Source organism: Bacteroides sp. 44_46 (genome assembly GCF_001915465.1).
In the GTDB taxonomy this organism is placed as follows: domain Bacteria; phylum Bacteroidota; class Bacteroidia; order Bacteroidales; family Bacteroidaceae; genus Bacteroides; species Bacteroides clarus.
The window spans coordinates 1-12,905 of record NZ_MNQO01000002.1 but is presented as its reverse complement, the minus strand read 5'-3'; the positions used below and the strand labels follow the sequence as shown (position 1 = coordinate 12,905).

The window sequence follows — 12,905 nt, the reverse complement described above, 5'->3', positions numbered from 1 at the left end:
TTGATTTATAGGAACTAAAATATCGTTTATAAAAACTAAGATTTAATTCTTAAGAACAGAAGTTTAATTCTGAGATTGCGTTGCAACAATATCCACTTTATAATACAAGGAAATCATGTCTGCACAGTATATAATGAAGAAAATGCCCGATATTCATGGAACGGGCGAGGAAATCACCTATCCGCAAATGGTTATGACGGGGCAAACGGGAACTCGCGAACTGGCGGAATACATATCCGCGAAGTGCGCTTTTGCCAAAGGGGTCACCGAAGGGGTTATACTGGAGCTTGGAGAAGCATTGGCGCATGAAATGGCCATGGGACGCTCGGTTAAGATAGAAGGGATAGGCGTATTCTCACCCGCGCTTGCCCTGCGTGAGGACAAAGAACGCGAAAAGACCGATGAAAATGCGGTACACCGCAACGCCCAAAGCATCGTTGTGGGCAACATCAACTTCCGGGCCGATAAAAGACTGGTCGGAGAAACCCGCCGGAAATGTCGTTTGGAGCGTGCTCATTGGCGTCCGCGCCGTTCTTCGCAAAAATACGTTCCGGAACAACGTTTGGACATAGCCCGGAAATACCTGGAAGAGAATCCGTACCTCACCGTACGCATCTATTGCCGGCTGACCGGATTACTGAAAAGTTCCGCTACCACGGAATTGCGTAAATGGGCGCATACGCCCGAAAGCGGAATCGGCATCAGCGGCTATGGCAGCCACCGCATATATATAAAGGAATAAGGACAGGGCGGAGCTTTCACCGTTTAATTTTTAAAGCGATGCACTGTATTCGACGAAAATAATGGTATCTTTGCATTCCGTTATAACAGACAAGATGTTAAGTATATGTTGAAATTCGGTTTATACCAAGAGTATCTGTCATTCAGACGGTATAAACGAAATCATACGTATTTACTTATAAGAAAAAAATAATAAATACAGATATGGCAAAAGAAAAAATCATCCTCACGGGCGACCGCCCCACAGGACGCCTGCACATCGGACATTATGTAGGCTCGTTGAGACGCAGAGTGGAGTTGCAGAACTCCGGACTGTATGACAAGACATTCGTGTTCATCGCCGATGCGCAAGCATTGACAGACAACATGGAGAATCCTGAAAAAGTACGTCAAAACGTTATCGAGGTAGCCCTCGACTATCTGGCTTGCGGACTGGACCCGGTGAAGAGTACCATCTTCATCCAGTCGCAGATACCGGAACTGTGCGAACTGACTTTCTATTATATGGACCTTGTCACCGTATCGCGCCTGCAACGCAACCCGACGGTAAAGACGGAAATCCAGATGCGCAACTTTGAAACGAGTATTCCGGTAGGGTTCTTCACCTACCCCATCAGCCAGGCCGCGGACATTACAGCGTTCCGCGCCACCACCGTTCCCGTCGGCGAAGACCAGGAACCGATGATTGAACAGGCCCGTGAAATCGTACGCCGCTTCAACTTCATCTACGGCGACACGCTGGTGGAGCCGGAAATCCTTCTGCCGGACAATGCAGCCTGTCTGCGCCTGCCGGGTACGGACGGAAAAGCCAAGATGAGCAAGTCTTTGGGCAACTGTATCTACCTTTCCGATACCGCCGACGAGGTTCAGAAAAAAGTGAAGAGCATGTACACCGACCCCGACCATCTGCGCGTACAAGACCCGGGTAAGATTGAGGGCAATACCGTATTTACTTACCTGGATGCCTTCTGCCGCCCCGAACACTTCGAGCGTTACCTGCCCGACTATCCTTCCTTGGAAGAACTGAAAGCGCACTATCAACGTGGCGGTTTGGGTGACATGAAAGTGAAAGGTTTCCTCAACAATATCATGCAGGAAACGTTGGAACCGATTCGTAATCGCCGCAAGGAATTCGAGAAAGATATTCCGGCCATCTACGATATGCTGAAGAAAGGCTGTGAAACGGCACGCGAAACAGCCGCAGCGACATTGGACGACGTGCGTCGAGCCATGAAGATTAACTACTTCGATGACGCGGAACTTATCGCGGAACAGGTAAAGAAATTCAGCGCGGAATAAAGAAAAGCATACAAGAAAGGGCTGTACCCGTCACCGGATACAGCCCTTGTTCTTTTCCTTTTATCTGTTAGTTGGCAGATTTTACTAATACCACACGGTTCAGAATCGGTTGTCCGAACTTGTCGACGCCACCGTCGGCGGAAACTTTCAAGCGGTTGGCAGGAATACCGTAATCCTTTACCAAAACATCTACCACGGCCTGCGCACGTTTCAAACTCAACTCTTTGTTGAACTCAGGAGTACCTGTTGCAGAGTCGGCGTAACCGTTTACCGTATAAGTTGCATTCGGGAACTCTTGCATCTGTTTTGCCAGGTAAGAGATGTTCATAACCTCACGCGGAGACAATTCGGCAGAACCTATCTTGAAGAATACGGTACGCGGCGCGATGTTCGGATCGGTAACGACAACTTCGGTTTCGGTAACTTCTACCGGTCTGTTCTGCGCTGCGGTCAGAGCTGACTCCAACTGTTGGTTGGCGGCAGCCATTTCAGCCATCTGTTGCTGCATGGCAGACAATTCGAGAGCGGAAATCAACTGTGGCATCGGACGGTTGAAACCACGTTTCGGGAAGTGGTAAGTCAAACCGAGCGTAGCACTGAATACGCCGTCATAACCTTTGCCGGCAACTGTTCCGTCGAATTTATCCTCAACACCCATCGCACTGAGCTCCAGATTAATGTCTATCGCATTCGAGATACGGAAGCGGTTGATAATACCTGCGTTTACCGACAGCGCCTGACGGTGAGGCTTTGTATAGTTATGAGTAATACCGGCTCCCAGGTACGGGATGATTTCGTATACACGGTCCTGGTTGTATCCGCCAAACAGGGCATTCAGGTTGAACATTACGTCACCGTGGAAGTTCATATAGTCAAAGCGTTGCTTGTACGAACCGTTTTCACGTTGGGTACCCTTTACATAATCGGCTAACGGGTCTGTCGTGAAACCTTTTGCCTGAAGGCCGCTATACTGCAAACGCAATCCGAGCCCCGGAGTGAACCATTTACCGACAGAGATATTCATCGTAGGGCTGATACGCTTACCGAAGTCGCCCAACTCCTGATCGTTGTCTCCATACATTACCGATGCACCGCCACCGATAGAGAAGAACCAGTTGCTCCAGAACGGATTTGTGATTACTTGGTACTTATCCTGTACCTGAATAATGTCTACCTGTTCTACAACAACAGGTTTTTGCTGCGCCATAGCGGCAGAAGATACGCCGGCCAAAGCCAGCAACATTAGAATCTTTTTCATATACCTTAAATAGTTAAGTTGGTTAATTAAATTCTTTATCATTCAAACTGATTAATTAACGCCGGCAAGACTAAAAGGTTCTGAAAAAAAGATTTTTTTTAATAGTTGTGGACAAATAATATAAAAGGCAGGCACGGATTATACGGAAAATCAGGGATTTATTTATCGTCACCTGTGAAGTTCCATATAATCCGTGCCCGGAATTTATACCGACCCTCTATGCTTTATAAAGGGAAAAGTACGCAAATCGTCATTTCAGGAACAGCTTTTCAATGTCCTCTTCCTTGATAGTGGCAAGAACCGTACGCCCGTCAGGCGTATAGTTGGGAGTGGAACAAGCAAACAGGCTGTCCACCAGATTGGACATCTCATCATTGCTCAGCACTTGTCCGTAGACAATGGCTGCCGCACGCGCCAGTGTCAGCGCAAGGATAGTCCGGACTTCTTCTTTAACGTCATTGCCTTTCTCCATAGCGGTATGCACCATATTGCGCACCAGCTCCACGGGATTCAGTCCTTCGATACCGGAAGGAATACCGTTGATGGCGTAACTGCCTCCGCCCAAAGGACTGAGGTCGAAGCCTACCGCCGCCAAATCATCCGACAGGCTTTCCAGTACCGCCGCCTCGGAAGCCGGCAATTGAATCATTTCCGGAAACAGTACTCCCTGAGATACCCCTTGTTTCTGGCGAATCTGATTCATATACCGGTCGAACAACACACGTATATGCGCACGATGCTGGTCTATCAGCATCAAACCGGATTTTACGGAGGTAAGAATAAAGCGTCCCTTGAATTGCAAATGCTGCGCTCCCTTCTCCATCGAAGAAGGCTCACCGGAGTGCAACAAAGACGATTGGGAAGATGCCGCAACCGGTTCTGCCACGGCAGAAGCCGTTTCCCCGAAATCAAAAGGCTCTTCCGCCATAACAGGCTCGTTCATCTTGCTCGCTTTCTCCAAGCCGGAGTACAAACCCTCCCATTCCACGCTCTGACGGGAATAATTACCTCCGCCACCGTAGGAAGAGGCAGATGAAGTTTTGAAAGGATTGAAGTCCGCATTATAATGCACTTTAGGCGGTTCGATAGGGCGGCTTTGCTCAAATGCCGGAATATCGGGCATACCCTCGGTGTCAAAGTCGATGGACGGTACGGCGTTGAACTTGCCAAGCGATTCTTTAACGGCGGCCGAAAGTATCTGCCAAATAGCCTGTTCATTCTCGAACTTGATTTCCGTCTTCGTAGGATGTATATTCACATCTATGTTGGCAGGGTCGACTTCGAAATAGATGAAATAGGATATTTGCTCCCCTGCGGGAATCAGTTGCTCATAGGCATCCATAACCGCTTTATGGAAATACGGATGGCGCATGTAGCGTCCGTTCACGAAAAAGTACTGATGCGCGCCTTTCTTGCGGGATGTCTCCGGCTTCGCCACAAAACCGGAAACTTTTATCATCGTTGTATCTACATCCACCGAGAGCAGTTGCTGGTTCAGTTTCTTACCGAATACGGCAAGAATACGTTGGCGCAACGGCATGACGGGCAGATTGAACAGCTCCGTATCATTGCTGTACAGATAGAAAGCGACATCGGGATGCACCAAAGCGATACGCTCAAACTCGGTCAGGATATTGCTCAGCTCCGTTGAATTCGCTTTCAGGAATTTACGGCGGGCGGGAATATTGAAGAACAGGTTTTTTACGGAAAAGTTACTGCCCTTAGGACAAGATACGGCTTCCTGGCTTTCGACTTTGGAACCGGCAATCACAAGCCGCGTACCGAGCTCTTCATCAGCCGGACGGGTTTTCAGTTCCACCTCTGCCACCGCGGCAATAGAAGCCAATGCCTCGCCGCGGAAACCCATCGTACGCAAAGCGAACAAATCGGACGCTTCACGTATCTTAGAGGTGGCATGGCGTTCAAAGGACAGACGGGCATCCGTTTCGGACATTCCCTTTCCGTCGTCGATAACCTGAATGCAGGTTTTTCCGGCATCCGTTATCAAAACATGTATTTCTCCGGCTTCCGCATCAATCGCATTTTCTACCAATTCTTTGATGACAGATGCCGGACGCTGAATCACCTCTCCGGCAGCAATCTGGTTCGCAACCGAATCGGGCAGCAAATGAATGATATCGCTCATGATAAGTAGTAAGTATAAAGTATGAAATATAAAGGTACGGAAAAATTCAGATGATACCGTTGGTTATAGCGTACCATAGGTATATCAGCAAGGCTATGATAAGCAGCAGTACTCCCAGATGAACGGGTTTACGCCCGCTTTCCTTGCGACGCTTCAGATGGGTGGTACCCTCAACGAACTTTCCCCGGATATCTTCGGGTGAAAACTCTTTTTCCGGCAACATGCCTAATTCGCGCTTGGCATCTTCTTCCATTTTAGCCAGCTTCTCTTTCCGTTCATCCACATAGATATATGAATGGTGAAAACCTCGCGGCTTACGCATTGTAAACATTCCCATAGCGTTATTTTTTAGTTCGTTTTATATGCATATCTCTTGGCGAAGTTAAAGGTTTCCGGTCACTTTTTTGCAATGTTTCACCCGCTTTTTTACCTCGCCACTCAAAGATGTCATACTTATCCAACGGACGGATGTAATCAAACCACACGAAGGACGGCAGTTTCATCTTGTCCGCCGGTATCTGGTCCATGGGATACAATATACCATTGGACTTGCCTATTAAAGCGGCTTCTTCCATTTTGCGGTCTTTGAGATAGATACGAAGGAAACTGCCTTCGGCATAATTCATTCCGATCATCGTACTGTCTTTCTCCTCCGGATAGAAGATAATCAGAACATTACCGTTCACATCCACACGGCGCATATCTCCATTTTGGAAAAAGGCTTTCATCTCCTTGCCCGTCACCTGGTTATAATGGACAGAATCTTTTTGTTCGACAGCCAATGCCTGGTTGATGATATGCGCCCAATCGATGGTGCTGTCATTCATGTAGACCTTTATCTCCTCACCGAGCAATTGCTGCGCACCATGCCACAGGATGGGGTCTGTGTACATTGTCATGCAGGAATCTTTGGAGTTGTAGACCAAAGAGTCGCACACCGCCTGCACATCCGTCCGATAGGCACGTACTTTATGATAAACACGCATTTCACGATAAGCGGAATCGGTATTCATATGGTAAGTTACCAATCGCAAGGTGTCGCCATGCATGAAAAGGCTGTCGCCCTGGGAATAGTCTATGGCAACCGCGCGCCGGGTGGCGATGGCATTGCCGGTCAGTTCATTGTAGAAACAGTAATTACCGGTAAGCATATTCTTGTTTACCGTATCATTCATCTGTACATTATCGAAGGCTTCGCCATATCCCAATTTGCGATCGTAAAAAAGACTGTCGCCGGTAAGTTTCTTGCCTTCATTAGTCAATACGGAACGGTCTAATAATTCCGCTTGCTCGGAAACGGTGTTATACTCTCCGCGCTCCGAATAGATATGATTCTTATCGCTGACAATATCGGAAGGCCCCAGAATAGTGGCTATTTTGGACTCCGTACTGTATTTCAGCGTGTCGGAAGTAAGGACAAATTTGGGATTTACCAGTTTCACCTCATGGTTGAACACCGCCAGTTTGGTTGCCGGACTGTACTCTCCCCATTCGGAAGTAAGGACATTTTCCTCATCGGTCAGCGTACCGCCGTCAAAGTAATATCCTAAATTGTAAAGACGGTCGTAATTCAGGCTATCCGTCGTCAGTTCCGTATTACGATTAATCATGCGGACATTCTCACGCAACATGGCAAGCTGCGACATCCCGTCATAATACAGGTAGTCGCCGTATATAAATAAGGTGTCTCCCTGCTCCATGCGGACATTGCCGAACGCTTCTACGGAATTGATTTTTTCGTAAATCAGAGCGCTGTCGCAAAACATGTACATACTGTCATGCTTCATCCGGACAGAACCAATCAACACCTGCACATCGGGGCGCAACTGTTTATCCGCCTGCGCCTCATCGGCATAAAGCAAATCCACACGTTTCTTTTTCTTGTCAGGCTCACTTTTCCTGTCCTGGGCGCTCAACAAACAAACGCCGAACAGGCATATCAAACCAATTATCAGTCTTTTATCCATCCCGGATACTTGAATGTACAGTTTCTCCAATTTTCGTTGATGCGAACGTAAGTGTGTTTCTGTTTTTCACGAATCCACTTGTCCAGCATTTCATCACGACGTTTCTCCAATACGATTTCCTTCAAGTTCTGATAATCGTCGGCAACGGTTGCCTTATGACCGTTTGTACGGCTTTTCAGTTTCACGATAACACATTCCTCCTTACCTGTTTTCTGCGGAATCATGGTGAAGGCTTCGGAGATTTCCCCTACTTTCATTTTGTCTACCACTTTGGCGATTTCGGGCGGCAATTCCTGCATCTCGAATTTGGAAGTGTTGGTATTGGGATTAGGCAGCAAACCATGATTGTTGCGCGTATCCTTGTCTTGCGAAAGTACCGATGCCGCTTCCTCAAAAGAGAATTTTCCGTTACGGATATCATCGGCAATGGAATCCAGACGCGCCATACCTGAAACTAACGCTTCTTCGGGTATATGCGGCTTCAGCAAAATATGACGCACTTTAATACGGTCGCCCCGCTTCTCCATCAACTGGATAATGTGGAAACCGAACTCAGACTCTACAATCTTAGATACTTTATTGGGGTCTTGCAGATTGAACGCCACGTTTGCGAAAGCAGGGTCCAGATATCCGCGTCCCGTAAACGGCATTTCGCCGCCGTTGATAGCCGTTCCGCGGTCTTCCGAATACATACGCGCCAACGTGGAAAAGCTGGTTTCGCCCTTCGTAATACGATCGGTAAAGTCGCGCAAACGTTTCTTTACGTTCTCTATTTCTTCCAAAGGAACTTTCGGCTGCTGAGTGATTATCTGTACCTCTACCTGGGTCGGAATATAAGGAATACTGTCTTGCGGAAGGTCTTTGAAGTAACGGCGCACCTCGGCAGGCGTTATCTTGATTTCACCGACCAGTTTCTGCTGCATTTTCTGTACTTTCAAACCCTCACGCGCATTGTCACGCAAGGTTTCACGAATCTGGCTGGAGGTCTTATTGAAATACTCCTCCATTTTTTCGCGGGAACCGATGTTGGTGATGTACATATTCGTCATATAGTCCACACGCTGGATAACTTCAGCTTCGGAAACTTCAATACTGTCGAGTGCGGCCTGATGCAGAAACAACTTTTGTACGGCAATTTCTTCCGGTATCACACAGTAAGGGTCTCGGTCGAACTTACGCCCTTCGTACAAAGCGCTCATACGCGCCTCTTCCACTTCGGACTTTAATATAGCCTCGTCGCCTACTACCCACACAACCTCGTCAATCACATTGTCTTGTCCATAAACGGTAGAACCGGCTAACAGCGTCAAGGCAAATAAAACTACAAACTTAAAGTTCATACACTTCTTCATTCTTGGTGTCTTATACTAATAATATTTAATTTTGTCTCTTTTCTCCGCACGTCGATACAAGTCTTCTTTCACTTGCTTCATAAACTCCACCTGCTTCATATTGAGCATCATATCTTTTACTTGGGTACGGGCGAACTCATACGGTTCCTGTTCTCCCACGGCACGATAATCACTCACATTCAGGAAATAATGAAAGGCCGTGTCTTTCAATTCCACGTGACGGTTCTTATTCAGATATTCTCCGGCATCGGGCACTTTCAGCGGCATCAAATCCATCACCTCGGTTATCGGCACCCACTTGTCGTAAAAATACTCGTACTTCACCGCATTCTGCAAACTGTATTTTTCCAGATGTTCCACAGCTTCGCGGGTTTCCGTCTTGTACCAACGGCGGACACTGCCCAACTGAGGAGCCGTAAGAGGGACTTTTATGAACAATCCTTTCATCAAAGGACGCTCCACCTTAAAAAGTTCCTGATGTTTCTCATAGTAACCGGTCAGTTCCGCTTCCGAGATTTCTTCGGAAAGAGTTTGATTTATCAATTCCTGCTGATAAGTGTGCATAATCAGCGCTTTCCGATAATTCTCCACCAACTTGTCTATTTCATCGCTGTTGGGAATATTGCTTTGAGCTTTCTCGTACAACAATACATCTTCCGCCCAGTTACGGATATAATGTTCGGCAAACAACAGACTGTCATCCTTCGACAAATCCGCGGGAAGCACCGATTGCAAGTCCTCATGGTAAAGGAAGTTGCCATCTAATTCCACCAGCGGCGTTCGTCCTCCGTGATCGTGCCGCTCCTTGCATGATCCGCAGAAAAGAAGAATTAAAAGCCCCAGACAGGTTGTTCGCATTATCAACTGATATTTACTATATTTTAAGGTACGAAGATACGGCTTTAATCGGTTGCATCAGTGATTATTAACGGTTTTTAAAACCTCTTGGTTAATTTCAACCTTAGCCGAGGCTCGTAAACGGGCTGTCCACTGATTATCCAAATAGTTCTGATAATCCGCGACCAACCGGTCTTTTACCTCCCGATAGTCGTCCGGACCTTTTACCTTTTCACCTAACACAGCAGTAAAAGGGAATGACACCATCGGAGCGGCATCCTTACCTTTGAACACTAAATCATCAACATACGCATTGTCACCGGGAGCGAACAATCCCTGTTCCGCAAAAATCTGAGGCTGCGCACCGGCATTAAACGTCAGACGAATCGCATCCTTCCATTCCGCCTCCGGCAGGCTCTTCAAAAACTTACGGGCCTGTTTGGCAATACGTTTGCTCACTCCATGCAGTACAATGCCTTTGTATCGCGGCTCTTTCCACTGATAATCGGAACGGTGCTTTTCGAAGTAAGCTTGCAGTCCGGCTTCATCCGTCGCAGCCCGTTTACGGATTTCTTGTTCCGTAATCTTATCCGCCAGCAACCGATTCCCGTAGTCCCGTACCAAACAACGTAAATCCGGATGTTTCTGCTCTAAACGCGTATTTTCATAATCGAGCACGGTTTTCATTATGAAAGCATCCAACTGCCTGCGCACACCGGCCGGATATACCGCCGCAAAACGGGCAAAATCGTGTCCTGTATAGTTTTTTCCCGCCAGTGTAAACAAAGTACGGTTTGTTCTCCCTGTATTTATCAGCTCGTCCACACCTGTTTTGTCGGGGGTATACCGATATTCTTTCTTTAATTTCTCCACCTGTGCCTCTGCACCCGAATCCACTCCGTGACGATGTGCCCGGCGAGCCATCAGCTCCTCTTTCACACTCTCAAAAGAAGGCATCTCCAATCGTTCAAGAACTTTTACAATATGAATACCTTGCGGAGTAAAAAAGGGCTGAGACATTTCTCCCGCCGACAGGCCGAAGACCACATCTTCAAACTCTACCGGCATCTGCAGCCAACTCACCCGGAATGCCTGTTTCTCATCGGAGAAACGCTCTACGCAGGAATCAAAAGCCTCGCTATCCGGATTTCTTTGAAGATACTCATAAATGGAGTCCATCCGGGCAACCGCATCACGCAATGCGGCACCGGATACATTCTGAGGAAGGTATTTAAAAATATGGCTTACACGTACTTGCCCTGCACGATGGCCGGATTTCATTTTGTCGTACAACCTGCGGGCAGCTTTTTCGGTTACAACCGTATCGGTCAGGTACGATTTTATCAACCGGCTGCGGTAATCTTCCACTCTTTCACGGAAAGCAAGAGCCGTGTCCAACCCGGCCGCCTCGGCGGCAGCGACTTTCAGCTTAAAGTTCACAAACCGCTCTGCATACTTCTCCGGCGCGGCATACTTAGGAGCAAGTGACGCTTTATCCCTGTTATAGTTATACTCGAATTCAGAACGCAATACATCTTTCCCGCCGATGCGCATCAACACCGGGTCTTGTTGAGAGAAAACACTCCAACCCAGCCCGAGAAAAACCATCATCAAACAACTTCTTATCATAATCATCTATCTAAAATAAGCAAAACCAAACAACAGGTAATATCACAAAGATACAATTTCATAAACAAATAATGCCCGAAAAGTATAAATTACTCTCCGGGCATATATCTTCATGGATGAATATTCTTTATTCAGGACGGCTATAATTCGGAGCCTCGCTGGTAATCGCGACATCATGCGGATGGCTTTCCAACACACCGGCATTAGTAATGCGAGTGAATTTGGCATCATGCAGCTTTTCGATATTGGCGGCGCCGCAATATCCCATACCTGCACGCAAACCGCCGGTCAGCTGATAAATCACCTCATACAAAGTTCCCTTATAAGGAACACGGGCCGCGATACCTTCCGGTACGAGTTTCTTCACATCGTTCGTCCCGCTCTGGAAATAACGGTCTTTAGAGCCATTTTCCATAGCTTCCAAAGAGCCCATACCCCGATAGGATTTAAATTTACGACCGTTGAAAATAATCGTATCGCCCGGAGATTCTTCCGTTCCGGCAACCAGTGAACCGATCATCACAGAGTAACCGCCGGCCGCCAAAGCCTTCACCACATCACCCGAATAGCGCAAACCGCCATCGGCAATCAGAGGAACACCTGTGCCCTTCAGTGCCTTTGCCACATCATAAACGGCAGACAACTGGGGAACACCCACACCTGCAACGACACGAGTGGTACAAATGGAACCCGGACCTATACCTACTTTCACTCCGTCAGCACCGGCCTCAACCAATGCCTTGGCAGCTTCACCGGTAGCAATATTACCGACAACAATATCGATATGAGGAAAATGCGCCTTAGCTTCTTTCAATTTTTCAATAACCCCTTTGGAATGTCCATGAGCCGTATCGATTACGATAGCGTCCGCTCCGGCATCAACCAATGCCTGCATACGTTCCAAGGTATCGGCTGTCACACCTACACCCGCAGCTACGCGAAGGCGGCCCTTGCTATCCTTGCAAGCCATCGGTTTATCTTTAGCCTTGGTGATGTCTTTATAAGTAATCAAGCCTACCAGTTTATTGTCTTTATCGACTACCGGCAGTTTTTCTATCTTATATTCCTGCAAAATTTGAGCGGCAGCTTCCAAGTCTGTCGTCTGATTGGTGGTAACGATATTCTTTTTCGTCATTACCTCATCGATACGCTTGCTACGGTCTTTCTCGAAACGAAGGTCGCGATTGGTAACAATTCCTACCAAATATCCTTCATCATCCACTACCGGAATACCACCGATTTTATACTCGGACATCAAATCCAGAGCATCCGCAACCGAAGAACCTCTCTTGATAGTCACCGGATCATAAATCATACCGTTTTCGGCACGTTTTACGATAGCGACCTGACGAGCCTGCTCTTCAATAGACATATTCTTATGAATCACACCAATACCGCCTTCACGAGCAATGGCAATAGCCATTTTCGCTTCGGTAACAGTATCCATAGCGGCTGTTACAAACGGAATTTTTAACTCAATGTTGCGTGAAAACTTAGTCGAGAGTTCGACTGTTTTAGGAAGTACCTCAGAGTAAGCAGGGATTAACAAAACGTCGTCGTAAGTCAATCCGTCCATTACAATCTTATCAGCAATAAATGACATAGGGCTATGCGTTTAAAATTTATTGCGTGCAAATATACGGTTTTTATTCAAAATGCGCAAACTGTGCACCAGA

General features: G+C 47.3%; 10 protein-coding genes. 2 read left to right on the top strand and 8 right to left on the bottom strand.

What is annotated here, in order from left to right; genetic code table 11:
* Window positions 1-115 precede the first annotated feature (115 nt).
* Both BHV73_RS01230 and trpS read left to right on the top strand, forming a co-directional pair.
* A complete protein-coding gene (locus tag BHV73_RS01230) occupies window positions 116-742 on the top strand; it encodes an HU family DNA-binding protein (RefSeq protein ID WP_009122803.1) in 627 nt (208 codons plus the stop codon).
* Between the two features lie 203 nt (window positions 743-945).
* On the top strand, window positions 946-2,040 hold the full coding sequence (trpS, locus tag BHV73_RS01225; protein ID WP_286736054.1) for a tryptophan--tRNA ligase: 1,095 nt from the start codon (window positions 946-948) through the stop codon (window positions 2,038-2,040).
* 67 nt (window positions 2,041-2,107) lie between these two features.
* On the opposite strand, the gene BHV73_RS01220 is transcribed toward trpS, so the two are convergent.
* The 8 genes from BHV73_RS01220 to guaB all read right to left on the bottom strand — a co-directional run bounded on the left by BHV73_RS01220 (window position 2,108) and on the right by guaB (window position 12,832).
* Window positions 2,108-3,298 (bottom strand): OmpA family protein, encoded by a 1,191-nt coding sequence (locus BHV73_RS01220; protein WP_087426948.1) that lies wholly within the window; start codon window positions 3,296-3,298, stop codon window positions 2,108-2,110.
* Window positions 3,299-3,548: 250 nt separating this feature from the next.
* Complete coding sequence (mutL, locus tag BHV73_RS01215) at window positions 3,549-5,444, bottom strand: DNA mismatch repair endonuclease MutL (RefSeq protein ID WP_087412874.1); 1,896 nt, start codon at window positions 5,442-5,444, stop codon at window positions 3,549-3,551.
* 46 nt (window positions 5,445-5,490) lie between these two features.
* Window positions 5,491-5,781, bottom strand: coding sequence for a hypothetical protein (locus BHV73_RS01210; protein WP_022219432.1), 291 nt, complete (start codon window positions 5,779-5,781; stop codon window positions 5,491-5,493).
* Window positions 5,782-5,785: 4 nt separating this feature from the next.
* Window positions 5,786-7,411: an OstA-like protein gene (locus BHV73_RS01205; RefSeq protein WP_009122808.1), complete on the bottom strand. Its 1,626-nt coding sequence runs from the start codon at window positions 7,409-7,411 to the stop codon at window positions 5,786-5,788.
* Window positions 7,396-8,763, bottom strand: coding sequence for a peptidylprolyl isomerase (locus BHV73_RS01200; RefSeq protein WP_009122809.1), 1,368 nt, complete (start codon window positions 8,761-8,763; stop codon window positions 7,396-7,398). The genes BHV73_RS01205 and BHV73_RS01200 overlap by 16 nt, the downstream gene beginning before the upstream one ends.
* 15 nt (window positions 8,764-8,778) lie before the next feature.
* On the bottom strand, window positions 8,779-9,621 hold the full coding sequence (locus BHV73_RS01195) for a peptidylprolyl isomerase (RefSeq protein ID WP_087426950.1): 843 nt from the start codon (window positions 9,619-9,621) through the stop codon (window positions 8,779-8,781).
* A gap of 57 nt (window positions 9,622-9,678) precedes the next feature.
* Complete coding sequence (locus BHV73_RS01190; RefSeq protein WP_437439159.1) at window positions 9,679-11,211, bottom strand: peptidylprolyl isomerase; 1,533 nt, start codon at window positions 11,209-11,211, stop codon at window positions 9,679-9,681.
* A 145-nt stretch (window positions 11,212-11,356) separates the two neighbouring features.
* Window positions 11,357-12,832 (bottom strand): IMP dehydrogenase, encoded by a 1,476-nt coding sequence (gene guaB / locus BHV73_RS01185; RefSeq protein ID WP_009122813.1) that lies wholly within the window; start codon window positions 12,830-12,832, stop codon window positions 11,357-11,359.
* Window positions 12,833-12,905: the final 73 nt, after the last annotated feature.

What these genes read in the sequence shown, in the direction of transcription:
- BHV73_RS01230 (WP_009122803.1), top strand. Translation starts at nt 116, where the DNA reads ATGTCTGCACAGTATATAATGAAGAAAATGCCCGATATTCATGGAACG.
- trpS (WP_286736054.1), top strand. Translation starts at nt 946, where the DNA reads ATGGCAAAAGAAAAAATCATCCTCACGGGCGACCGCCCCACAGGACGC.
- BHV73_RS01220 (WP_087426948.1), bottom strand. Translation starts at nt 3,298, where the DNA reads ATGAAAAAGATTCTAATGTTGCTGGCTTTGGCCGGCGTATCTTCTGCC.
- mutL (WP_087412874.1), bottom strand. Translation starts at nt 5,444, where the DNA reads ATGAGCGATATCATTCATTTGCTGCCCGATTCGGTTGCGAACCAGATT.
- BHV73_RS01210 (WP_022219432.1), bottom strand. Translation starts at nt 5,781, where the DNA reads ATGGGAATGTTTACAATGCGTAAGCCGCGAGGTTTTCACCATTCATAT.
- BHV73_RS01205 (WP_009122808.1), bottom strand. Translation starts at nt 7,411, where the DNA reads ATGGATAAAAGACTGATAATTGGTTTGATATGCCTGTTCGGCGTTTGT.
- BHV73_RS01200 (WP_009122809.1), bottom strand. Translation starts at nt 8,763, where the DNA reads ATGAAGAAGTGTATGAACTTTAAGTTTGTAGTTTTATTTGCCTTGACG.
- BHV73_RS01195 (WP_087426950.1), bottom strand. Translation starts at nt 9,621, where the DNA reads ATGCGAACAACCTGTCTGGGGCTTTTAATTCTTCTTTTCTGCGGATCA.
- BHV73_RS01190 (WP_437439159.1), bottom strand. Translation starts at nt 11,211, where the DNA reads ATGATGGTTTTTCTCGGGCTGGGTTGGAGTGTTTTCTCTCAACAAGAC.
- guaB (WP_009122813.1), bottom strand. Translation starts at nt 12,832, where the DNA reads ATGTCATTTATTGCTGATAAGATTGTAATGGACGGATTGACTTACGAC.